We start from the raw sequence: 22452 nt of genomic DNA on the forward strand, positions 1-22452 counted from the left end.
CCTGGACTCGAAGGCGCGCCTGACGCGGGCGCCCACCCACCTCGTGTTTGTGTCGGAGCAGTGATTGGAAGGGGAGATCGGCAGAGGAACCGTCGCGACCCTCGGCACATGGCACGCCGCCCCCCGTTGCACAGGGCTCGGCCAGCCACGATGGCCCGACCCTGCCCCTTGTATCAAGCGGTGCCAATGCTAAAGGGAGTGCGCCTGCTGCTGCAGAGAATCTGCCCCCCGCGCCTGCGGGGGGCGGGCCTGTCCGAGGGGGTGCACGCCCCTATGATAGGCGCCTCCTGCAGGCAGCCCCCGACCGGCTGCGGTCGGCCATGCATCCGCGCCGCCGCTGCCGTCCTGCTTCCCGCCATCCAACAGGGCCCCCGCATCGCGGGGCCGAGACCCATGACAGAGAACACGACAACGCCGCCGCTGAAACGGGTGCTGTACCACCATCGAACCCAAGGCAAGGCCGTCGAGGGTGTGCACATCCGCGGCATCGCCGATGCGCTGCGTGCGCTGGGCGTCGCGGTCGACGTGGTGTCGGTGCCGGGGGCCGACCCCTATGCGAGCCCCAAGGCGATGTCGCCGACCCAGCAGGCGAAATGGTGGATGAAGATCGTCACCCGCCTGCCCGAGCCGCTGTTCGAGCTGGCCGAGCTGGCCTACAACGCGGTGGCCGGCTGGCGCATCCTGCGCTACCTCGGCCGGCATCCGGACGTCGAACTGATCTACGAGCGCTACTCGCTGTTCCTGTTCGTGACGGTGTGGATTGCCAAGCGCCGCGGGCTGCCCATCATCCTCGAGATCAACGACTCGGCGGCGGTGCACCGGGTGCGGCCGCTGCACCTGGGCGGCCTGGCCAAGCGCATCGAAGGCTGGACCTTGCGCAATGCCAGCGGGCTGGTGTTCGTGTCGGGCCTGTTCCGCGACCGGGTGCTGCAGGCCCACGGTCGCATGGCGCCGGCCATCGTGACACCCAATGCCGCGAACATCGACAAGTTCAGCTTCACCGAGGCCCAGCGCAACGACACCCGTGCCAAGTACGGCCTGCAGGGCAGCGTGGTGTGCGGCTACCTGGGCGCCTTCGTGCCCTGGCATGCGATCGACCAGTTCGTCTACCGCATCGCCGACCGGCTGGCCACCGCCCCTCACCTGAAGCTGCTGCTGGTGGGCGACGGCGCCACCTTCGACACGGTGGCCAAGTTCGTGCATGACCGCGGGCTGGATCACCAGGTCATCCTGACCGGCCGCGTCTCTCACGACGAGGTGCCGGGCCTGCTCGCCGCGATGGACCTCGCGGTACTGCCAAGCGCTGGCGACTACACCTCGCCAGTCAAGCTGTTCGAGTTCATGGCTTGTGGCATTCCGCCGATCGCCCCTGATTTTTCTCCGATCCAGGAAGTGCTGAGCGAAGGCCGCACCGGCTGGATGTTCAAGGCCGGTGACCTGGACGCCGCGGTGAACGCGGTGCTGGCCCGCAGCACCGATGCCGCGGAACTGGCCCGCGTCGGCCAGGCGGCGCGCGCCTACATCGCGGCCGAGCGGCAATGGCGCAACAACGTGCTGCAGCTGATCGACTTCAAGCACAGCGTCGCCGACACCCCCGCCCTGCCCGCCCGCCATGCTGCTGCTGGCTGACCTGCGCGCCAAGCAGCGCCTCTACTCGCAGTACGGCGAGCGCTGCTCGCTGCTCAAGGCCGTGATGGCCGACGGCACTTCCGCCAACGCGCTGTACCGGCTGCAGGCCGCACTGGCGCGCTGGCGGCTGGCGCCGCTGGCCCTGGTGCCGCACGTCCTCAACAAATGGTTCAACGGTTGCGTGATCGGCGTGCGCGCGTCCTTCGGGCCGGGCTTTGTGCTGATCCACCCGGTGGGCGTGGTGATCAACTCCAGCGTGCAAGGCGGCAGCAATGTCTGGCTGGAAAGCAGCGTCGTGATCGGCGACAACCGTGGCGGCTGCCCGCGGCTTGGCAACGACGTGTTCATCGGCTCGGGCGCCAAGGTCATTGGCGGCTTGCAGGTGGGCGACCGGGCCCGCATCGGCGCCAACGCCGTGGTGCTGCACGACGTGCCCGACGGTGCCACTGCCGTCGGCATCCCGGCCCGCATGCGCTGACACGGCGCGCTTCCTCCGCGCCGCGCGGCCTGCGGTTGCGCGCCGGGGCATGCGCCTTGCGTCAGCCACGCAGCGCGCCGTGCACCGGCATCACCCCCTTGTCATCGCCCACCGTGACGGCGCGCCGCATGACCGGCCGGCAAGATCCACCATCACGCCACCATCACAGGTGGCCTGCAAGTTGCGGCCAGCCCGCATCAGCATCAGGGGTGGGCGCACATGCCGTCCACCCTGCATCACCGCCTGGCGGGGTCGTCGGACCGAGACCTCGTCCGCTCCGACGCTGCCGGTGGCGGTGGCGGTGGCGGCGCGGTGGCGGCGCGGTGGCGGTGGCGGCGCGGTGGCCCCCGAGAGGTTCAGGAACGATGGTTCAGGTCTTGCGCCGCAGCGCGACCACCGACTCGCAGACCTGCAGCGTCTCGACGGCCACATCGTCCCAGGTGCGGCGCATGCGCTCGGCGATGCCCTCGTGGTCCCACTGGCGGTCCAGGGCTTCGCGCAAGGCAGTGCGCAGCCGCTCCACATCGCGCGGCGGCACCAGGATGCCATTGCGCTCGTCGACGATCTCGGCGGTGCCGCCCACGTCGGTGGCCACCACCGGCCGGCCACAGGCCACCGATTCGACCACCGCGTTGGGATAGCCTTCGGACCAGCTCGGCAGGGTGAGCAGGTCGCAGGCGCGGATCCAGCGCGCCACCTCCAGCGGCGGCACGCCACCGGGCACCAGCACGCGCTCGGACAGGCCCGACGCAGCCACCCGCGCCATCAACGCATCGCGCATCACGCCGTCGCCGATCAGCACCAGGCGCAGCTTCGGGTCCTGGGCCGCCAATTGCGAGAAGGCGTCGAGCAGCTCGAGCACCCCCTTGGCCTCGACGAAGCGACCGACGAAGACCATGTAGCGGCCATCTTCCGCCAGCCCCAACTCACGGCGGGCCTCGAGCTGGCTGCCGGGGCGGAACACCGAGGTGTTGAAGCCGTTGACGATGGTGTGCACCCGTTCAGGCAGGGCACCGTAGTCGCGGATGGAAGCGCGACGCATGGCCTCGCTCACGGTGAGCAGTGCGTCGGCCGAGGCGATGGTCTTGCGCGTCATCACCACGTTGATGCCGCTGCGCACATGGATGTCCGAGCCAAGCGCCCCGACCACGCAGGGCACCCCCAGCGCACGGGCCACTCGCACCGCGGCATAGCCGTCGGGATAGACCCAGTAGGCCAGTACCACGTCGGGCCTGAAGGCCTGCACGCGCGGCTTCAGCACCCAGCCCGCCACGTGGCCGTTGAGCACCCGCGAGATGACCGGCAGCGCCGGGTAGTCGAAGGCGTCGACATCGATGCCGTCCAGCGTGTAGCCGCGCTCCACCTCGCCATAGATGAAGCTGCGCGGCCGCAGCAGCGGCACGTCGGGATAGCGCATGGTCTGGAAGAAGACCTTCACATCCGCCAAGCGGGCCAGCGAGCGCGCCGTCTCGTGGATGTAGCGGCCGCGGGTCTGGTCGTGCGGCACCGGGAGCATGGGCGTCACGAGCGCAATGCGCAGGCGCCGCGCTTGCGCGGCCGGCCCGCCCACCCCACCTTCGAGGACGCAGGACGAAGCAGCGCTTCTCCAAATTGCCGTGTCCGAGCCCTGCATCTTCCCCTCCCCATGTCGAGCCCGGCATTGTGCATGTGCCAGGCGGCCTGCCGCAGCAGCGGCGGCCGCCTGGATGAGGGATTGCCGGGCCCCGCCGGGCTGCCCATAGTGGCGGCCATCGCGCAAGCGCCGTGCTTTCCGCTGCGAAGGCATCTTCGGTGCGCCTGCCAGGCTAGACAGGGCTGCGCCCGCGGCTGGACCCCACTACCATGCGCGTCCTGGCGCTGCAGCCCGCAGCGCGGCGATCCACCTTCCCTCTCTCAGACAGACATGGCTACTGCACGCAATCGTCGCAAGCGCTGGAGTCTCGCCATCCTGGCGGTGACGGCCGCCGCGCTGGCCGTGGCCACCGCTTATCGCCACGAACTGCTGGACGGGGTGCCCCTGCACTGGCGTACCGACGCCCGGGCGCTGCTGACCGGCATCTCGGTGCAGCACGACCTGCGCCTGCGCATGCGCGACGGCACCGAACTGGCCAGCTCGCTCTACCTGCCGCGTGCGGGCAAGGAACCGCGCGGCACGGTCCTGGTGCGACTGCCTTACGACCGGCTCGCTTATGCCGAAGGCCTCAATGCCGGCCTGTTCTTCGCCCGTCACGGCTATGCGGTGCTGGTGCAGGACCTGCGCGGCACCGGCGCCTCGGGCGGCGAGCTGCTGCCCTGGCAGCACGCCATGGAGGACGGCGTGGACACCCTCGACTGGATCGTCCGGCAGCCGTGGTCCAACGGCAAGGTCGGCAGCTACGGCTGCTCGGCCCTGGGCGAAGTGCAGCTGGCGCTCGCCCGCGCCCGCCATCCCGCCCACCGCGCCATGATCCCGATGGGCGCCGGCGGCATGCTTGGCTCGCTCGGTGGCGACCATCCACACTACGGCTGGTTCGAGGGCGGCGTGTTCGCGCTGGCCAGCGGCTTCGGGTGGTTCCTGGACCACGGCGCCAGCTCCTCCGAGGTGCCGCCCCCCGCCGCACTCGACCGCCTGCAGGCCCTCGAAGGGTTGCCGGTGGCCGAGCTGCTGAAGCGCCACCGCCCGGGCCCCAACGCCTACGATTGGTTCATGACGACCCCTTTGCTGGACCCGCGCTGGCGCGAGCTGGGCTACGTCGATGAGACGGACCGCTTCAGCACGCCCGCGCTGGTCATCAACAGCTGGGGCGACCAGACCGTCGAGGAAACGCTGCTGATGGCCGAGCATGCGCGCCGCCAGGCCGCGGTCAGCGTGCCGCAGCATGTGGTGATCGCGCCCGGCAACCATTGCAACTTCGAGGAAAACGCGGCCCAGGGCCGCTACGGCGAACTGGAGATTCCCAACGCCGAGCAGCCCTACCGGGAGTGGTACCTGAAGTGGTTCGACCATTGGCTGCTGGGCAAGGGTGACGGCCTCGCGCAGATGCCGCCCTACCTCTACTACATGCTGGGCGAGGGGGGCTGGCACACCGCTGACGCCTGGCCACCCCCCCAGGCCCGGCCGCAGCGCTGGTACCTGGGCGGCAAGGGCCGGGCCAACGGCAGCATGGGTGATGGCGCCGGCACGCTGGCACCCGGCCGTGCGCCGGAGATCGCCGGGGCCGACAGCTACGTCTACGACCCGGACAACCCGGTGCCATCGGTCGGCGGGGCGATCTGCTGCACCGGGGATCCGGCGCAGCGCCCGGGGCCCGCCGACCAGCGGCCGATCGAAAGGCGCGAGGATGTGCTGCTCTACACGTCCGAGCCGCTGGAAGCGCCGCTGCAGATCGCGGGCCGGCTGAAGGCGCAGCTTCATATCGCGTCCAGCGCGCCGGACACCGATTTCATCGCCCGCCTGGTCCATGTGTGGCCCGACGGCCGGGCGACCACCATCCAGGAGGGCGTGCTGCGCGCCCGCTACCGGGACGGCTACGCATCGCCGCATCCGCTGCCTCGCGACGAGCCGCAGCAGATCAGCATCGACATGCGCTCCATCGCCTACCGGCTGCCCGCCGGTCATCGCCTGCGGCTGCACATCACCAGCAGCAGCTTCCCCCGGCTGGAGCGCAACCGCAACACCGGCCGGGCCAACCTGAACGAGGTCGGCGTCCTGCTGGCTCGCAACCAGGTCTTCCATGGCGGGGAACGGGCGTCCTACATCGAGCTGCCCATCCTGCCGGAGGATCCGGACGCCGCTGCGGCCGTGCCCGGCACTTCTCGCGCCGGCGACGCCAAAAAAAATGAGCGACCGTAGTCGCTCATGATCATCACCTGCCAGGGGCAGGCGGCCCCGCCCGGGCGGTCGGCGGCACTTGGCCGCCAGGCGCCCGGCGGGTCGCCGCCGGGCGTTGTCCGGGCTGCAGGTGGCAGGGCCAGCGCCCTGCCCGCCCGCATCAGCGTTCCACTGCGCCGAGGTCCATCGCCGCGCCCTTCACCGTGCGGGTGGTGGGCAGCGCGCTGCCGTCCAGCTGTGCTTGCACCGGGAAGCCGGTCGGCGCCACCGGCGCGCCCTTGGCGGCATCCACCAGCTTGCTGCCGGCCAGCGGCACGAAGGTCTTGAGATCGATCGGCGTGCCGGTACCGGTGATCAGGTTCGACGCGCCGTTGAGCTTGCCACCCACGGTGTGCCACGGGCCGGCATCGCTCCAGCGGGCATCGATCCAGTTGCGGTACAGGTTCACGATGCCGCCCGCCTTCGACGGATCGGCGTACGCGCCTTCGTTGTCCTGCTTCTCGCGCATCCGGGGGTAGTCGACCGTGGGCGCGAAGCTGAACACGTTGTCCCACACCTCGGCCTTCTCGTCGATGGTCGAGAGCTGGAAGATCACCGCATAGCCGTTGCCGCCGATGTGCACCGTGTTGTTGAAGAAGTACAGCGTCCCCTTGCGGTAGCTGGCTTCATTGCCGCCATGGTCGCCACCGTAGTGGATGGTGGTGCCCTGCGTGCCGTCCTTGGTGATCTGGTTGCCGTAGACGTAGGTCTTGCGATAGCTCGGATCGGCCTTGACAGCCTGGAAGTAGTCCTCGGCTTCCACCAGGTCGATCGAGTGGGCGCCACCCTCGAGCCGGTTGTAGCGGATCACGGCGCCGGCCGACCGGTCCTTGATCTGGTTGCCATAGGCGCCGCTGCGCAGCGGACCATAGTGGTTGAACTCGTACACCACCCCCACGCTCTGGATGTAGGTGTTGTGCACCAGCTCGACCCCGGCCACGCCGTTGCCGTGCATGTAGTTGCCGGCAATGCGCAGGTTGCGGGTCACGGCGAAGTCGCCGTCTTCCTTGGAGTTACTGAAGATGGCGTGGGTGCAGTCGTCGATCTCGTTGTCGGCGATCACCACGTTGTGGCCGCGCTCGACCCAGATGCAGGCACCGAACTCCACATAGTTGCGGCGCTGGCCGTTGCTGTCGGTGAACTGGTTCTTCGGATGCGCGCCGCGGATGTGCAGGCCATCGATCTGGACGAACTTGGGATACGCCTCCCACGCCTCGGTCTGCAGACGGTTGACGACGATCACCGAGCGCGACTCATGCAGCTCATGGCCATAGGCCAGACCACGGCGGGCCACCGCGTCCTTGCCGTCGATGATGGGGCGCTCGCCGCTGGCGCTCGGCACGCCGCAGACACGCACCGGTGCGTCGGCGCGGCCCTGCGCGGCCAGCAGCACCTTGCCACGGTAGGGAGTGGCGCGATGGAAGATGCGCACGGTGTCGCCGGCGGCCAGCTTGTCCCAGGGCACCTGGTCAAGTTCCTTCAGCTGGTTCGCGCCGGTGCCGACCTGGTAGTCCTTGCCCTTGCCGGACGGCTGGCAGGCCTTCAGCGCCAGCTGCTCGGGAGCGGGGGCAGGAGCGGGATTCGGCGTGGGCGTGGGTGCAGGCGGCGTCGGTGCAGGAGGAGTCGGAGCGGGCGGCGTCGGCGCAGGCGGCGTCGGTGCGGGCGGCGTGGGGGCCGGTGGCGTCGGCGCGGGCGGCGTGGGGGCCGCCGGCTTGCGGACCCAGGTGTTGCCGTCCCAGTACCAGCGACGACCCATGGCGTCTTCGCGCTCCTGGCCTTCGGACGCATTGGCGGAGGACAGCGCCTCGTCCGTGGAAGCATCGCTTCCGCCCCCGCCACAGGCGGACAGGACGGCGCAAGAGGCGAACAGGTGAGCAGCCCAGGCAAGGCGGGCGCGTTTGGTCAGATCTTTATTCACGGCGAAACCCCAATGACCCCACATATCGGCCGGCGTCCTGGGGCAGCGGGCGCTGCCTCGATCCGTCGGCCTATTCCAGTGCCAGGGGCTCACCGCGTGGGAGCGGGTCGGCCACCTCTTGTATTGGCGCTGGTCCTGTGTCCGCCGCGAATGTCCGGCGGGTACTCCTTTGAATGCGGCGGAATGCTAGGTGGGGCTTAGGGCTCTTCTGTAAGCGAAGTAACGCTCCCGTAACGACATGTGCTTGCCGCGGCAAGTGTTCACCCTCGCTGCAAAGGGCCTGGGGCGGCCGCATCGCCAGCTATACCGAAACCTAGGGTTCTCCTGGAGGCAGGCACAGCCGATGCGCTAGCCGCCTCCAGGGGTTACAAAGTGGCGCGAGTTCGTGGAAATGTGTCCCACGCAACTCGATGTGTGAAGCAGTTCACGTTTCTGACGGTCTGACCGCAGGAAATTGGCATTCCCCCGGTTTCTCGTCAGCCGGCAGCGACAAAGCCAAGCGGCGTGTCAAACCACCGCAGCCGGTCGCGGCTGCACAAAGGGCGCCGCCGGGCGGCGCCGCTGGTCACGACCGCAGGCTGGCCTGCGGGTGAATGGCAGCGTCTTCCTGCCACAGCCAGGCACTGAGGTGCTCCGCCATGCGGGCGGCGGGGCCGCCGTCCCAGTAACCGGCCTCCTCCTGCCGCGGGCGGGTGCGAGCGGCCGCCTCGCCCACCAGGGCCAGGGCGCGCTGCACCTCGTGCACCGCACCGGCCTCGCCGAACTCGGCCGGATGGCCGGCGGCAACCAGGCGCACCACCGGGACGCCCAGCGCGCGCGCCTCCTCGGCCAGGTCGGCATCGCCGCCGGCCAGCAGGCAGTTGGCGCGTTGCAGCAGGCCCAGGCGTTCCAGGTAGCCGAGCCCGCTCAGCGCATCGATCTTGCTGTTCTTGATCCAGCGTCCCAGGCCCACCCGCTCGAGCGCCGAGCGGGTCTCGTCCTGCATGGGCCAGATCACGCGCAGGTCCGGCGGCATCGCGACAAAGCCGGACACCAGGTCGCTCAGGACTTCAACCCGGGTCGATTCCGGCTCGAACTGCAAGGTGACCAACACATAGCCGTCTTGCGGCTTGAGGCCGCGGGCTGCAGCGGTCTCGCGCTGCAGCGTTGCCTCCGCCTCGGCAGCTGCCGGCACCGCCAGGTGCAGCAGGTTGAGCATCAGGTTGCCGAAGCAGTGCACCCGGTCGGCAGGAATGCCTTCCCGGTAGAGGGTGTAGTGCGTGCTCAGCTCGTTGGTGTAGAGGGCGGTGGCCAGGCGGTCCAGCAGGATGGCATTGCTGTCGGCGCCAAAAGGATCGCCGCTGCGCCTGCCTGCCTCGGCGCGCACCACCGGCACGCCGGCCTTGTGCGCCGCCAGGCTGCAGGCGAGCACATCGTCATTGCTGCCGATGGCCATCACCGCGGCGGGCTGCAGCTCCAGCAACAGCTGGTCGAAGGCAGCCAGGACCTGCGTTGCGCGAGGACCGAAGCGCTCACCCCGGGCCTGCAGGTGGACGTCCAGCGCCGGCCGCGGCAAGACCTCGGCCAGCTCACCGGGCAGGCGCACGTCGGCCTGCAGACCGCCATTGAAAGTCACGACCGCCGGCAGCTCGGGCTGCCTGGCACTTTCGGACGCGAAGGCGCAGGCCTTCATGTAGCTGGCCGGTGAGTCGACCAGGCAGACGATCGGCCGCTGCAGGGACACGCCGGCCACATGCAGCTCGCGGACCGCTTCGGCGGGCAAGGCAGGCAGCGGATCATCACCGGCCCCGGACTCGGCCGCCGCCGGCTTGGAAACCGCCGCGACCAGCGTCGTCTCGCCGACCTCGCCCCGCATTTCGCGGGCCGTCTGCATCACGAGCGTGGCGCTGACCTCGTCGCTGTTGCCGAGGTACGCCCCGAGCAGCAGGCGGTTGCACAGCAGGTTGATGCGACGCGGGATACCGCCGGTCCAGCGGTGGATTTCCTCGAAGGCCGCGTCATCGAACGAGGGACGGTCCTGCCAGCCGACACGGCGCAGGCGGTGCTCGACATAGGCCCGGGTCTCGACCACGTCAAGCGGGCCCAGGTGGCAGGACGCGATCACCCGCTGGCGGAACTGCTCCATCGCGCGCGATTCGAGCAGCTTGCGCAGCTCCGGCTGCCCGACCAGGAAGCTCTGCAGCAGCGCATGGTGCTCCAGCTGGAAGTTCGACAGCATGCGCAGTTCTTCGATCGCCTCCAGGCTGAGGTTCTGGGCTTCGTCCACCACCAGCAAGGCGCGCCGGCCGCTGGCCGCCACCGCGGTGAGGAAAGCCTCCAGGCTGGCAATCAGCTCGGCCTTCGTCTTGCCGGCCGGCGCAATGCCGAAGGCGGTGCAGATTGCGCGCAGCAGGTCACCCGATTCGAGCTGGGTGCTGACCACCTGGGCGGCCACGACCTGCTGGCGGTCGAGCCCGCCGAGCAGCGTGCGCACCAGCGTCGTCTTGCCGGCACCGATGTCACCGGTGACCACGATGAAACCCTCGCCCTGGTAAACGCCGAAACGAAGGTAGGCCAGCGCGCTGGCATGGCCGCGGCTGTCGAAATAGAACGACGGGTCCGGGTTGAGCTGGAAGGGCGCGCCTGAAAAGCCGAAGTGCGATTCGTACATGAGGTTTCTCAGAAGCGGTGGCCCAGGCCGACAAAGCCGGCGGATTCCTGAGCTGAGCCGGTCACGCTGGAGTCGAGCAGCGCACGGCGCAGGCCGACGCTGACCTGGGTCTGCGGCGACAGATTGTGGTGCAAACCTGCACGCAGCACTTTCTCATGGCTGCGCGAGCCTTCCAGCAAGCCCTGCCCCACCACCCGTGCCCAGGACAAGCCGAGGTCGGCCTGTGTGGTGGCGCTCAGGCGGCGGTTCAGGTTGAACGCGATGCCGCGCTGTTCGTTGTCCGCGCTGCCGCCGCCCAGGTCGGCCAGGGGGTCGTCGGCCCGCCGCAGCCGTTCGAGCTTGCGAACGTACAGGGTGGCAGTGAGCGTCGTACGCCGCCCCAGCAGGGCCAGGCTGGCAGAGGTGTCCTGCTCCAGCTGTGCATAGTTCGAGAACAGCTCCACCGGGCGCAACAGCTGGGCCGGCAGGCCCAGGCGGGCGATCATGTCCTGCACCAGCTGGCGCCGCTGCACAGGATCGGGGTGCCGCGTGGTCAGGATGGCATCCAGCAGGGATGCGGTGTCGCCGCCACTGCTGCCCAGCCGCTGGGACGTGCTGAGGGCCACCGGCTGGCGGCTGGCGCGCACGGTGAGGGCGACAAAGGGCGAGCGGTGCTGCCATTGCAGGTTCCAGCCGGTGCCCATGAAGCGACGCTCCACCGCAGCCTGCAGCTCGGTGCGCTCGGTGGGCGACCATTGCAGCCGGGCACCGTAGATGGCGTCGCTCTCGTCGGTGCCCAGGAAGGCGCTGCGCTCATGGCCGGCGACCAGGCTCAGCACCAGCTCCGGGTCCACCGCATAGCTGGCCACCAGGCGGATCGCCTCGAGCTCGAGCGCGGAGATGCTGTCGCCGCCATAGGAAGCATCGTCGCGGGAATACTCCACCGATCCACCAAAGGGCAGCGGCTGCCGGCTGAGGCGGACCAGCTGCTGTTGCTGGTAGACGCGGTCGCCCCCGGCGCTGGTGGCGCTGTCGTCACCGCTGCGCCGGGTCCAGGCGTGTTCGCTGCGTGCCAGCAGCGCCAAGGTGGGCGATAGCCGCCGGTCGATGGCAGGCGCCACCCGCAGCCGCTTGGTGGTGGCCTGGTTCAGCGAAGAGCCTGCCTCGGGCTGGCCGGCGAAGGCGTCGGAAGCGCTTTGCTCGACGGCGGCATTGGCGTCAAGCCGCAGCCACTGCTCCACCGGCTGCGACTCCAGCGATAGGCGGGCATTCGGCAGCAGCCGGTCGGCCAGCGTGCCGCGTGCGTAGTGCACCGCATTGGCGCCCACCTCGCCCGAGAGCTTCAGCCGCGCACCGTCGCGCTGCAGCCGCAAGCGTGGTGCGACGTCGAGCAGCACATCGCCATGGGCCTTGCCACTCTGGCCATAGGTGCTGTTGCTGGTGGCCGTGAGGGTCGTCGTCACATCGGCCTCAGCCCGCAACGGCTGCGCGCCGGCCGGCGTCGCCGCCAGGCAGCACATGGCCAGTTGCAGGGACCGCGTGAGGCGCAGCAAGGGAAAGCAAGGGCGGTGCGCACCAGGCATGCGTCGTCCCCGGCTCAGTAGCCGTAACGGGCGACCGAAGCCGGACCGCGCGTCTTGTTCAGCACCGACATCACCACCGGGCAGCTTTCCACCGCCGCATACGCTTCGGTGGCGGCCGCACGGGTCGTGCGGCCCGCCTCGACCACCATAACCACCTGCCCCACCCGGGTGGCCAGCACCCGGGATTCGGTGGTCGGCAGCAGCGGCGGCGCGTCGAAGATCACGATGCGGTCGGCATAGCGTGTGGCCAGTTCGTCGAGCAGACGTTCCATCGCACTGCTGGCCAGCAGTTCGTTCGAGTTGATGCCCGGCGCGCCGGTCGGCAGCACCGACAGCTTGGGCACGTTGGTGCGCAGCAGCACTTCGGACAGGTCGAGCCCGGGGTTCTTGAGCACGTCCAGCAGCCCGCGGTCGACGCCCAGGCCGAGCCGGCTCATCACGGCCGGTCGGACGACGTCGGCATCGACGAGCAGCACGGTCTTGTCGACCTCCATCGCGATGCTCAGCGCCAGGTTGATGGCGCAAAAGCTCTTGCCTTCGCCAGGCATCGCGCTTGTCACCAGGATCAGGTTGGGGCGGTGCAGCGGCGCCGCCGACTGGCCCTGGGCGTTCTTGATCAAGGGGCGCTTGATGACGCGAAACTCGTCGGCCAGTTCGGCCTCCGGTCGGCCCGGCACCAGGTAGCCGGCACGCGCCAACCGGTCGAGGTCGAGCGCCACGCTGCGCGAGCGGCGCTCGGCGCCCGCGCCGGCATCAGCCGGCGCGTCGATGTGCGGCAAGGCCGGAAAGCCGGAGCCTGCCAGCGCATCGCCCGGCTCTGCGGCGGGGGATCGGGCTGCCCCGGCGGGCTCGGCGAACGGCACGGCCGGCGGCGCTGACAGCGGCCTTGCTGTCGCGTGGGCCGGCCCCGCAGCGGGTACAGCAGGCCTCGGCGGCACGGCGACCGGGGCCGGCTCGGCGCCCCCAAGCGGCGGCACCCGCCGCACGATGGGCTCGCTCGGCTCCTGCGGATCCCAGCTGCCGAATTCCGAAGGCGCCCAGGGCACCTCCACGCCGGCGCGGCGAAGTTCTTCGAGCCGCTTGGCGGCCAGTTCGATGATGCTCATGCTTGCCACCCGTCCTCAGACCCGGCCCTGGAGGGTGATCCAGCCGACCCACGCCATATTGGCGACGAAGAACACGCCGGCCGCGCCAGCGAACTGCAGCCGCTCGCGCCGCTCCTTGCGCCGCCCCTCGTCGGTTTGAACCACCCCGACGCTGCCGAGCACCGGGCGCTTGCTCAACTCGCGCAGGGCCTTCTCGTCGTGGAAGGACGGGAAGAGCCGCGTCATCAGGAAGGCTGCCACGCAGCCGGCCGCAGCCGAGCCGAGCATGGCCAGCAAGCCCAGGATCTTGCGGCTCGGGAACACCGGCCCCGGCGAAACGCGGGCCGGCTCCACCATGCGGAAATCGGTCAGGTGCGACGACTGGTCGATCTTCACGCCCAGCGAGGCGGCCTCACGGCGAGACACCAGTTGCTCGTAGTTCTTCCGGATCACTTCATAGTCGCGATTGAGCTGGGCCAGCTCCGCTTCGACTTGCGGCACCCGCCCGGCCAGCGCGCGGATCTGCTCGAGCCGGGTCTGCTGCGCACTCAGCTGGCCACTGAGCGAGGCGACGTTGGCCTCGGCCTCCGCCAGCGCAATGCGAATGCGCTGGAACACGGGGTTGGTCGCCGCCGCCTGCCGGCCGCGGCCGCTGACGGCTCGCGCGTCGACTTCCTGCTTCTTCTGCTGCTCGATGGCCGCAATCGTGCGCCGCACGCTGATGACATCCGGATGATCATCGGTGTAGCGGCGCAGCAGGTCATCGAGCTGGCGGCGCTGGGCGTCCAGCCGGGCATCGAGCTCGGACACCACCGGCCCACCGGCCGGCAACATCGCCTCGGGGGGCAGCTGCGGCTCCTCGGCGTTCAGCTCCTTGCGCAGCGCATCGCGCGAGCGCTCGGCGGCGCTGAGGTCGATGCGCAGCTTGTTGACCTCGTCCGACAAGGTCGACATGCGGGCGAAGTAGTCCTGGTTGGACATGCCGGTGAGGCCGAAATTGCGCAGCTTGAAATCCTTCAGGCGGTTCTCGGCATCCACCAGCTTGGACTCGTATTCCTGGATCTGCTCGTCGATGAAGCGGCTGGCTTCCTGCGAATCGCGCTTCTTGCCACCGATGCTGGCTTCCATGAACAGGTTCACCAGGCCCTCGACCACGCGATGGGCGCGCTGGCCGTCGCTGTCGCGGTAGCTGATGGTGTAGAGGTTGCCGCCGCCGCTCGGGGTGACGCGGATCTTCTTCATCAGCGCGTCGATGGTCCGCGCGCGCAACTTGGGGTCGGAACTGGCGAGGTCCATCTCCGGCGTGTCCACCAGCTTCTCGACGTTCGGCCGCGAGATCAGTGTCTTGGCCAGCATGCGCACCTGCTGGTCGACATCGGGCTGGAAGGCCAGGCCGGCCATCAGGGGCTTGAGCACCGTCTGCGTGTCGACGTAGACCTGCGCGGTGGCCTCGTAGCGGTCCTTGTAGACGAAGATCACCGCGCCGCTCAGCAGCGCGACCGCCCAGGCGACCAACAACGCGATCCAACGGCGTTGCCATACCTCGTACAGCACGCCAGCGGCCTGGCGAACATATTCGTTCATACCGTCTCAGACCCTGTTCCTGGCCCCGCGCCGGCCAACGGCGCGAGGCACCCACCTCGGTTTACGATTCGCGCCCTGCCACAAGCATGGCCCCCGGCCCGCGATGAGCCGGGCCCAGGCGCACCCGCGGCAGCTGTCCGGCCCTGCGGGCTCAGAACCAGCTCTGCGGCACGATGATGATGTCGCCCGGCTTCACGTCGACATTGGCGGAGATGTCGCCCCGCTTGAGCAAGTCCTTCAGTCGCACGCTGAACTGCTTGCCGCCCTCGGCACCGCGCACGAGCACCGCGCCGTTGCCATTGGCATAGTCGGTCAGGCCACCGACCTGGATCATCACGTCCAGCAAGGTCATGTTCTGCCGGAACGGCACGGCCTGCGGGCGCGCGGCCTCGCCGACGATGCGGATCTGCTCCGAGAACGTGCCCTGGAAGTTGCTGACCACCACCGTCACGACCGGATCACGCACGTACTTGCCCAGCACCTTCTCGATGTCGCGAGCCAATTCGGCCGGGCTGCGGCCGGCGGCCATCACGTCTTCGACCAGCGGGGTGGAGATGCGACCGTCCGGCCGGACCGAGACGGTGGACGACAGCTCGGGATTGCGCCAGACGACGATATTGAGGGTGTCGAGCGCACCGATCTGATAACGGTGGTCCGGCGTCTGTGCCGAGACCGGCGCCGGCGGGTACTGGCCGGTGGTGCCGCAGGCCGTCAGCAAGGCGGCAGCAGCGGCAGCCAGCCAGACACGCAGGGAGCGACGCATGCCGCCCGAGCTCGAATTCCACATCAACGATTTCCTCCTAACCGGACCGCTGTCACTGTCGCGCTCAATGGGCGCCTTCGCGGAACAGCACCACACTCACCGTCTCGATCAGGACCAGAAGGTCCAGGAAGAGGGAGTTGTTCTTCACATAGTACAAGTCGTACTGGTGTTTCTTTCGGGCATCGTCCACCGAGGCGCCGTAGCGGTAGCGAATCTGTGCCCAGCCGGTCACGCCGGGCTTGACGCTGTGGCGGAGGTCGTAGAACGGGATCTGCTCCTTCAGCTCCTGCACGAAGCTGGGCCGCTCGGGCCGCGGGCCGACCATGCTCATTTCACCGCGCAGCACGCTCAGCAGCTGCGGCAGCTCGTCGATGCGGGTCTTGCGGATGAAGGCGCCCACCCGGGTGATGCGCGAGTCGTTCTGCGTGGCCCAGCGGGCAACGCCGTCCTTCTCGGCATCGCTGCGCATGCTGCGGAACTTCAGGCACATGAAGGAGCGGCCGCCTAGGCCCACTCGCTCCTGCCGGTAGATGATGGGGCCCGGGCTGTCCAGCCGGATCAGCAGTGCGGTCAGCAGCATGATGGGCGCCGACACGACCAGCAGGAGCAGCGAAGTCACGATGTCGAACACGCGCTTGGCCACCGTGCGCGCCGGACCCTGCACGAAGCCCTGGCTGTAGATGAGCCAGCTGGCCTTCAGACTGTCGATCGGCACTTCGGCCTTCGCGCGCTCGTAGAAGCCGGCCAGGTCCAGCACCGGGGTGCCGCGAATGCGGCAGGCCAGCAGCTGGTCGACCGGGATGCCGCCACCGCGCTGCTCACGCACCGCGACGATGATCTCGTCCACATCGTTCTGCGCCACCACCTCCTCGATGGACAACCCGCGCGCGAACACCTTGTTGGCCGGCACGGCAGCCGCACCTTCGGTGGACGTGGGGTAGAAACCAACCACACGCCGCTCGATGCGCCGCAGCGCGGCCAGATCGGCCGCCACGCTCTGCGCTTCGGGACCAGTGCCGACGATGAGCACCCGGGGCGCGCCGATCAGGCGCTGCATCATGAAGACGGCCAGCCGCACCACGATCAGGCCGACCAGCAGGTAGGCCATCACGAGCGCGACCACATAGCCCGGCGAGGCGCCGCCGGTCACCGAGTCGATCAGCAGGTAGGTGAGGCAGGCACCGATGAACAGGGCCAGCAGTCCGCGCCGCACGATGCTTCCGGCGCCCATTGGCTCGGCACCCTGGCGGTACAGGCCCACAAAGGAATACAGCAGCAGCATGGCCAGCGCGAAGCCGGCTGCCAGCCAGAACATGTCGGCCTGTGCGACGACCTTGACATGGTCACCCGGCACCCAGTGAATCATCGAAGCGATGAACAGGGCTGCGAGAAAACACAGCAGGCTGTCCGCGATCAACTCCAACAGCGTTGATAGCGCGACATGATGATGAAAAACCCGGAACACCCTCATTCTGTCCTCCCTAGTAGCTCCCTCGGCCGAACGACAGGCGAGCGGTAAGAGCCTGAAACTCTTGCAACGGCATTCTCCCCAATCGGACTTTTCGCACAATCCTTTAAACAGGGGCTAGCGCCCCCTTGAGTGAGGGGTCGCTCCGCTCGAAAACAGACACTTTCGCAAGAGACGTAAGGGAGGTAGCAGGATGTGGGCCATGCGGCGCTGTGGCGCAGGTCCCAAGAACAGCAAGGCCAGCCAGGTGCTTGCATGACAGAACTGTATGAAGCTGAGACACCGCAAGTGAGCCACAGCCCCCTCATCCACAATGTGTCAGGGTGTCCACCAGAACCGCACGATGTGGAAGAACATCGGCGCGGCGAAGACCACCGAGTCGAGCCGGTCCAGCATGCCGCCATGGCCTTCGATGAGGGTGCCCCAGTCCTTCACACCGCGGTCGCGCTTGATGGCCGACATCACCAGCCCGCCAAGGAAGCCCATCAGACACAGGGTGAGTGCCACGGCGGCTGATTGCAGCGGCGTGAACGGCGTCACACCATGAAGCGCTGCGCCGAGCAGGGTGGCCGACGCCACGCCGCCGACGAAGCCCTCCACCGTCTTGGACGGCGAGAGCTCCGGCGCGATCTTGTGCCGCCCCAGCAGCTTGCCCCACACGTACTGCAGCACGTCGCTGCCCTGCACGACGATGATCAGGTAGGCCACCAGCAGCAGCTGCCGGCCTTCATACCCGGGAATCTCCAGCGTGAGCAGGGCCGGCACGTGCGAGACGCAGTAGACGCAGATCATCAAACCCCACTGCACCTTGGCGGTCCGCTCGAGGAAGCGCCGCGTGTCGCCGCGCAGGCAGGCGAGGATGGGCAGCACGAGGAAGGCATGCACCGGGATGAAGATCGAGTACAGCCCGTACCACTCGATCCAGATCAGGAAGTACTGCAGCGGCAGCACCAGGTAGAACAGCAGCGCCAGCGCCAGGTGGTCGGCCCGCCGGGTGTGGGTGAGCGTGATGTACTCGCGCAGCGCGGCCCACGACGTGAAGGCGAACAGGACCAGCGCCCCCGGCTTGCCAAAGGTGAAGGCCACACCGAGCAGCGCCACCATCACCCACCAGGCGTTGACCCGGCTGTTGAGGTTGTCGATCACCGCATGGGGCCGGCCCTGGGCGACACGCCACTTGAGCAGGCCACCCACGATGGAGGCCACCAGCAGCACCGCAAGTGTGCCGGCGAAGAGCTGCCAGGTCGGGTCCTGCAGTGGCAAGGCATCCAGGATCATGTTTCCTCCTCAGGGCGCAAGGCCAGCACGGCGGCCGCAGCCCGGGCCAGGAAGGTGGCCTCGTCCTCGCCATCGACCCGTACCAGCGGCACGCCGTAGCTCACGGTGCAGGCCAGCGGCAGTGGCAGCCATTCGCCGGGCGGCATGACGCGGCGCATGTTGGCGATCCATACCGGAACGAAATCCATCTCCGGATGCGCCTGCCTTCGCTGGTACAGCGGCGCGGCAAATGGCAGCAAGGCCTGCTCGCCGGTATTGCGGCAGCCTTCGGGAAAGACCAGCAGCGAGTGCCCCTGCAGCGTGGCAGCGCCGGAGTCACCGGCCGGCCGGGGCCATGCGAACAGGCAGCGCGCAAGGAAGCGCCGCAGCGCGGTGGCCCCGCCCGGCTCCGCGTCGACCACCGGGCACAGGCGCCGGCGCTGGTGGGCGGGCAAGGTGGCCCAGACCAGCACGGCATCCCCGTGGCTCGTGTGGTTCGCAAAGTAGACGCAGGGGCGCCCGCCTGGCGGCTCACCGGCCCACAGCGGGCGCGCGCCGGTCCAGGCGCGCACCGCGGCGAGCACCAGCAGGCGCACCGGCCAGGCCATCAGGTCATGCACACGGGACATGCAGTGCGACTCCTTGACGTCAGCTTGATTCAGGTCCATGCGCCACCGGCCAGCGCCGCCAACGCCAGCCCTGACAGCGCCAGCGCGGCTGCCACATGAGCGCGGTAGAGCCGGCGAGCGCCTGCGATGCGCGGGGCCAGTGCCCGGCCGACCTTGTGTGGCGGCAGCCGGAAATGCGCGGCCAGTGCCGCATCGAGCGTGGCCAGACACAAGCCCTCGGCCCGCGCCAGGCGCTCGAACAGCCGGCGGTCCAGCGACAGGCGCACGGCGAGATAGCGCTCGATGCCGAGCGCCAGCAAGAGCATCGCCGCCGGCCACCCGGCCGCCGGCGCCTGGCGAGCGAGCAGCCAGGCAGCAAGCGCCGCGCTGCCGGCAGCCAGCCCATCCCAGCAGCGGGAGGTGGCGAGGAAGTCCGCCGTCACCGCGCAGTCGCAGCGGTCCTGCTCGGGCAGCGGGGCGGAGCCGGTCTCGTTCATGGCGTGGGGCTGGGCAGCGCAATGGCCTGCGCCACCGCCAGCAGCAAGGCGGGCTTCAGCACGACTTGCGGCCGGGCCCGGCGCAGCAGGTCCGCGGCCGCCGCCACGCTCGGTGCGCGGCCGCTGAGGCAGAGCCAGGCCAGCACCACGGCGGCGCTGCGCGAATAGCCAAGGGCGCAGCACACCAGCACGCTGCCCTGCCCGGCCAGGCGCTGCAGGTGCTCGGCAGCGGCGCGCAGCTGAGTCGCCGCGGGCACCACCAGGTCGAGCTGCGGCAGCGCGTGCAGGCGCGGATGGCGCACCGAGAGCTCGGCGCTCACATCGAGGATGCGATCGAATTGCCGGTGCTCGGGCTCGCCGGCACGCGGCAGCCGGCCGATCCAGACGCCGTCGCACACCTCGGCTGCCGGCGGCACGCAGCGCGTCCACAGCCGGGCATTGACCCAGGCACCCAGCCGATAGGGCGCAAACAACCAGCGGGAGGCCAGCGTGTGGCGGCCGTTGCTGCGCTTCTGGAAGCCGCCGGCACCCACGCCCGCGTAGCACAAGGCGACCAGCAGCAAGGAGGCCGCCGGCCAGAACAGCCACCAGCCGGTCCGTCCCGCCAGTACGGCCAGCAGTGACAGTGCGGCCGCGCCCGCGCCATAGAGCAGCGCGAGACGCCGGCGGACACCGTCGGCAGGCCACTGCCATTGCGGGCGCGCGCCGTCCAGCGGCCACAGCCAGAGGCACAGCAGGCCCACCAGCAGCCCGGTGGGAATGTCGATGAAGTGGTGTTGCCAGGTCGTGAGCACCGACACGCCGATCAGCAGGCTCCAGCCATGCACCACCGCACGCGCTGCGCCGCGGGTGCGACGGCGGTAGAAGTCCCACAGGATCAGCAGCAGCACGATGTGCAGCGAGGGCGCCTGGTTGTAGGGCAGGTCGAAGCCGGCCAGGGCGTCGAACAAGCGGCCCGACCAGCCTTGCAGCGGCGGCCTGCTCACCGAGTACCGCAGCGGGAACAGGAAGAAGCAGGCGACGGCGATGAGCTGGGCCGTCAACAGGCGCCGCGCATGGTGCGCCAGCTCAAGCCGGTCGCGGCAGATGAGCAGCGACAGACCGTAGAACAGGTCAATGGACCAGTACGGCAGGATGGTCCAGGGCCACAGCGGCACCCAGCGCTCCCAGTCGAACACGATGCTGGGCACCGCCGGCAAGCCGGCCGCATGGTGGTTGGCCACGCCGTAGCTGATGAAGAACAGCGGGGCCAGCACCACCAGCCAGCACAGGCCGGGCCGCCACAGCGGAGGCAGGCGCATCATCGCGGGCGCTCAGCCGGCGTTGCGCACCGCAAGCGAGACACTGAAGATGCCCCACTCGTCAATGCGCTGCTCGATCTTCTGGAAGCCAGCGGCCTCCACCAGCTGGTCCATCTCCTGCTGGGTGCGGCGGCGCATCACCCAGGCCTGGCCCTGCCGGTGGCTGGTCAGCGCCCGGGCGATCAGCTCCAGCTGCGGGTGCCAGGGCTGGTTGGTATAGACCAGGCAGGCACCCGGCGGCATCGCATCGGCCAGGCCGGCCAGCGAGCGGGCCACCAGGGCGTTGTCGCCAAACAGCTCGTAGAGGCCGGACACCACCGCCACGGTGGGCGCCGGCCGGCTGGCAGCCAGGCTGGCGCGGTCGAAGGCGTCGGCCTGCACGAAGCGCGCAATGTCCTGCAAGCCGCGCGAGCGGATGAGTGCGGCACCATCCCGCACATTGAGCTCGCTGTAGTCGCGCAGCAGGATGCTGTCGGGCCGCTGCGACTGCTGCGCCACCGCGTCCAGCACATAGCGGCCATGGCCGGCTGCGATGTCCATCAGCTGCACCGGCAGATGGCGCGAGCGCACGCGCTGCATGGCCCGGCCCAGCAGTTCCTCGACATGCAGCTTGCGCTGGCGAATGCCCCGCCAGCCAATGGCATTTAGGTAGTTGCGATCGATCAGCCGGCCGACCGGGCCACGGCCACGGGCCTGGTTGCGGTAGATGTAGTCGAGCGTGCTGCCGGAATCGAAGCCGGTGGCATGTCCGAGCTTCACACCGTCGCTGAGCAGGCCGCCGAGCTTCATGCCGGCCCGGGTCGCGGCCCAGTACAGCCCGCGCGGCGAGCTGGCCGGCAGCGGCCGCGCCAGCGCCTGGGACTCCTCAAAGGTGGGCCCGCGCTGGTGAGCGTCGAGCAAGGAGGGCCGCTGAGGCCGCTGCTCGGCGAGCTTCAGGATGAAGTCGCGAATGGAGCGCACGGCTGTGGCCCGGTCGCGCTCCCCCAGGGTGTCGTGATAGAAGCCCGGCAGCACGTGCTTTTCCTTCACCGGGCTGGACAGCCGCTCGAAGAAGCGGTGTTGCGGCGCCGCGTGCACCACCCAGTCGGCCCCCGAGATCAGCAGCTGCACCGGCGCCGTGATGGCCGCGGCATCGCCCACCACCCGCTCCGCCGCGTCATACAGGCCCAGCAGCACCTTGGCCGAAATTGGCCGTGTGATCAGCGGGTCACGCTCGTAGCTGGCGATGCGCTCGGCATCGTGGGTCAGGAAGCGGGCCTTGACATAGCTGTTGACAAAGAAGTCGCCGCGCAAGGCGGTCAGCAGCTTGAGTCCCGCGCGGGCGAAAGGCACGTACAGCTTCACCTGGAAGGCCGGCGATGCCAGCGTCACGCCGCGCACGCGCGGCGCGTAGTCGTGCAGCCAAGTGGCAGCCAGCACCGCGCCCACGCTCTGTGCCACCACATGGATGTCTTCCTGCTTCACGCCATGGACATGGGCCAGGTGGTCGACAAAGCTCTGCAGGTCGCGCACCGAGGTCGCGAAGCTCGGGCTGTGGCCACGTCGGCCGGGCGAGCGGCCGTGGCCGCGTGCGTCCCAGGCATAGAACTCATGGTCGGCCAGCTGGAGTTCGTCCACCAGGTGCGCCATGCGTCCCGAGTGCTCGTGGCCGCGGTGCAGCAACACCACCACCCCCTGGCGCGGCTGGCCGGGCACGACGGCCCAGCGGCGGTAGTAGAGCGACTGCTGATCGTGCGTTTCGAATTGGTGTTCTGTATGTACGCGTGTCATTTCGGAAACCTTCCTGCGGGGCGATGCGTCGC

At 69.2% G+C, this 22452-nt stretch carries 16 protein-coding genes; 3 read left to right on the plus strand and 13 right to left on the minus strand.

Going from position 1 to position 22452, the window contains the following annotated elements:
* The first annotated feature begins 393 nt into the window (after positions 1-393).
* Positions 394-1629, plus strand: a complete 1236-nt coding sequence (locus tag N7L95_RS05850; RefSeq protein ID WP_301258880.1) for a glycosyltransferase family 4 protein — start codon at positions 394-396, stop codon at positions 1627-1629.
* Positions 1613-2107: a serine acetyltransferase gene (locus N7L95_RS05855; protein ID WP_301258881.1), complete on the plus strand. Its 495-nt coding sequence runs from the start codon at positions 1613-1615 to the stop codon at positions 2105-2107. The genes N7L95_RS05850 and N7L95_RS05855 overlap by 17 nt, the downstream gene beginning before the upstream one ends.
* A 370-nt stretch (positions 2108-2477) precedes the next feature.
* On the opposite strand, the gene N7L95_RS05860 is transcribed toward N7L95_RS05855, so the two are convergent.
* Complete coding sequence (locus tag N7L95_RS05860; RefSeq protein ID WP_301260081.1) at positions 2478-3623, minus strand: glycosyltransferase; 1146 nt, start codon at positions 3621-3623, stop codon at positions 2478-2480.
* Between the two features lie 387 nt (positions 3624-4010).
* Between N7L95_RS05860 and N7L95_RS05865 the strand changes: the two genes are divergently transcribed.
* Positions 4011-5939, plus strand: a complete 1929-nt coding sequence (locus tag N7L95_RS05865; RefSeq protein WP_301258882.1) for a CocE/NonD family hydrolase — start codon at positions 4011-4013, stop codon at positions 5937-5939.
* A gap of 139 nt (positions 5940-6078) precedes the next feature.
* On the opposite strand, the gene N7L95_RS05870 is transcribed toward N7L95_RS05865, so the two are convergent.
* The 12 genes from N7L95_RS05870 to N7L95_RS05925 form a co-directional block, all read right to left on the minus strand.
* Positions 6079-7713 carry a right-handed parallel beta-helix repeat-containing protein gene (locus tag N7L95_RS05870; protein WP_301258883.1) on the minus strand — a complete coding sequence of 545 codons (1635 nt, stop codon included), beginning with the start codon at positions 7711-7713 and terminating at the stop codon, positions 6079-6081.
* 727 nt (positions 7714-8440) lie between these two features.
* A complete protein-coding gene (locus tag N7L95_RS05875; RefSeq protein WP_301258884.1) occupies positions 8441-10525 on the minus strand; it encodes an XrtA/PEP-CTERM system-associated ATPase in 2085 nt (694 codons plus the stop codon).
* Positions 10526-10533: 8 nt separating this feature from the next.
* The gene (locus N7L95_RS05880; RefSeq protein WP_301258885.1) at positions 10534-11967 is read right to left on the minus strand and encodes a TIGR03016 family PEP-CTERM system-associated outer membrane protein; all 1434 of its coding nucleotides are present in this window, start codon (positions 11965-11967) and stop codon (positions 10534-10536) included.
* A 134-nt stretch (positions 11968-12101) separates the two neighbouring features.
* Entirely contained in the window at positions 12102-13193 is a 1092-nt protein-coding gene (locus tag N7L95_RS05885; RefSeq protein ID WP_301258886.1) for an XrtA-associated tyrosine autokinase, read from the minus strand.
* A 15-nt stretch (positions 13194-13208) separates the two neighbouring features.
* Positions 13209-14756: an XrtA system polysaccharide chain length determinant gene (locus tag N7L95_RS05890; protein ID WP_301258887.1), complete on the minus strand. Its 1548-nt coding sequence runs from the start codon at positions 14754-14756 to the stop codon at positions 13209-13211.
* A 151-nt stretch (positions 14757-14907) separates the two neighbouring features.
* Positions 14908-15543 (minus strand): XrtA/PEP-CTERM system exopolysaccharide export protein, encoded by a 636-nt coding sequence (locus N7L95_RS05895; RefSeq protein ID WP_301258888.1) that lies wholly within the window; start codon positions 15541-15543, stop codon positions 14908-14910.
* Between the two features lie 40 nt (positions 15544-15583).
* On the minus strand, positions 15584-16990 hold the full coding sequence (locus N7L95_RS05900; protein WP_301258890.1) for a TIGR03013 family XrtA/PEP-CTERM system glycosyltransferase: 1407 nt from the start codon (positions 16988-16990) through the stop codon (positions 15584-15586).
* Between the two features lie 315 nt (positions 16991-17305).
* Positions 17306-18265, minus strand: a complete 960-nt coding sequence (locus N7L95_RS05905; protein WP_301258891.1) for a phosphatidate cytidylyltransferase — start codon at positions 18263-18265, stop codon at positions 17306-17308.
* A complete protein-coding gene (locus N7L95_RS05910) occupies positions 18262-18873 on the minus strand; it encodes a lysophospholipid acyltransferase family protein (protein ID WP_301258892.1) in 612 nt (203 codons plus the stop codon). Before N7L95_RS05910 ends, N7L95_RS05905 begins: the two co-directional genes overlap by 4 nt.
* A gap of 29 nt (positions 18874-18902) precedes the next feature.
* A complete protein-coding gene (locus N7L95_RS05915; protein WP_301258893.1) occupies positions 18903-19349 on the minus strand; it encodes a hypothetical protein in 447 nt (148 codons plus the stop codon).
* Complete coding sequence (locus tag N7L95_RS05920) at positions 19346-20653, minus strand: phosphatase PAP2/dual specificity phosphatase family protein (protein ID WP_301258894.1); 1308 nt, start codon at positions 20651-20653, stop codon at positions 19346-19348. Before N7L95_RS05920 ends, N7L95_RS05915 begins: the two co-directional genes overlap by 4 nt.
* A 9-nt stretch (positions 20654-20662) precedes the next feature.
* Positions 20663-22420, minus strand: a complete 1758-nt coding sequence (locus tag N7L95_RS05925; RefSeq protein ID WP_301258895.1) for a bifunctional alpha/beta hydrolase/class I SAM-dependent methyltransferase — start codon at positions 22418-22420, stop codon at positions 20663-20665.
* Positions 22421-22452: the final 32 nt, after the last annotated feature.

The organism is Eleftheria terrae (assembly GCF_030419005.1).
Taxonomy (GTDB): Bacteria; Pseudomonadota; Gammaproteobacteria; order Burkholderiales; family Burkholderiaceae_C; genus Caldimonas; species Caldimonas terrae.

Bases quoted from the DNA above. Each gene is read 5' to 3' on its own strand.
- N7L95_RS05850 (WP_301258880.1), top strand. From the start codon at position 394: ATGACAGAGAACACGACAACGCCGCCGCTGAAACGGGTGCTGTACCAC.
- N7L95_RS05905 (WP_301258891.1), bottom strand. From the start codon at position 18,265: ATGATCCTGGATGCCTTGCCACTGCAGGACCCGACCTGGCAGCTCTTC.
- N7L95_RS05885 (WP_301258886.1), bottom strand. From the start codon at position 13,193: ATGAGCATCATCGAACTGGCCGCCAAGCGGCTCGAAGAACTTCGCCGC.
- N7L95_RS05910 (WP_301258892.1), bottom strand. From the start codon at position 18,873: ATGTCCCGTGTGCATGACCTGATGGCCTGGCCGGTGCGCCTGCTGGTG.
- N7L95_RS05915 (WP_301258893.1), bottom strand. From the start codon at position 19,349: ATGAACGAGACCGGCTCCGCCCCGCTGCCCGAGCAGGACCGCTGCGAC.
- N7L95_RS05870 (WP_301258883.1), bottom strand. From the start codon at position 7,713: ATGGGTCGTCGCTGGTACTGGGACGGCAACACCTGGGTCCGCAAGCCG.
- N7L95_RS05855 (WP_301258881.1), top strand. From the start codon at position 1,613: ATGCTGCTGCTGGCTGACCTGCGCGCCAAGCAGCGCCTCTACTCGCAG.
- N7L95_RS05865 (WP_301258882.1), top strand. From the start codon at position 4,011: ATGGCTACTGCACGCAATCGTCGCAAGCGCTGGAGTCTCGCCATCCTG.
- N7L95_RS05925 (WP_301258895.1), bottom strand. From the start codon at position 22,420: ATGACACGCGTACATACAGAACACCAATTCGAAACGCACGATCAGCAG.
- N7L95_RS05875 (WP_301258884.1), bottom strand. From the start codon at position 10,525: ATGTACGAATCGCACTTCGGCTTTTCAGGCGCGCCCTTCCAGCTCAAC.
- N7L95_RS05900 (WP_301258890.1), bottom strand. From the start codon at position 16,990: ATGAGGGTGTTCCGGGTTTTTCATCATCATGTCGCGCTATCAACGCTG.
- N7L95_RS05920 (WP_301258894.1), bottom strand. From the start codon at position 20,653: ATGATGCGCCTGCCTCCGCTGTGGCGGCCCGGCCTGTGCTGGCTGGTG.
- N7L95_RS05895 (WP_301258888.1), bottom strand. From the start codon at position 15,543: ATGTGGAATTCGAGCTCGGGCGGCATGCGTCGCTCCCTGCGTGTCTGG.
- N7L95_RS05890 (WP_301258887.1), bottom strand. From the start codon at position 14,756: ATGAACGAATATGTTCGCCAGGCCGCTGGCGTGCTGTACGAGGTATGG.
- N7L95_RS05860 (WP_301260081.1), bottom strand. From the start codon at position 3,623: ATGCTCCCGGTGCCGCACGACCAGACCCGCGGCCGCTACATCCACGAG.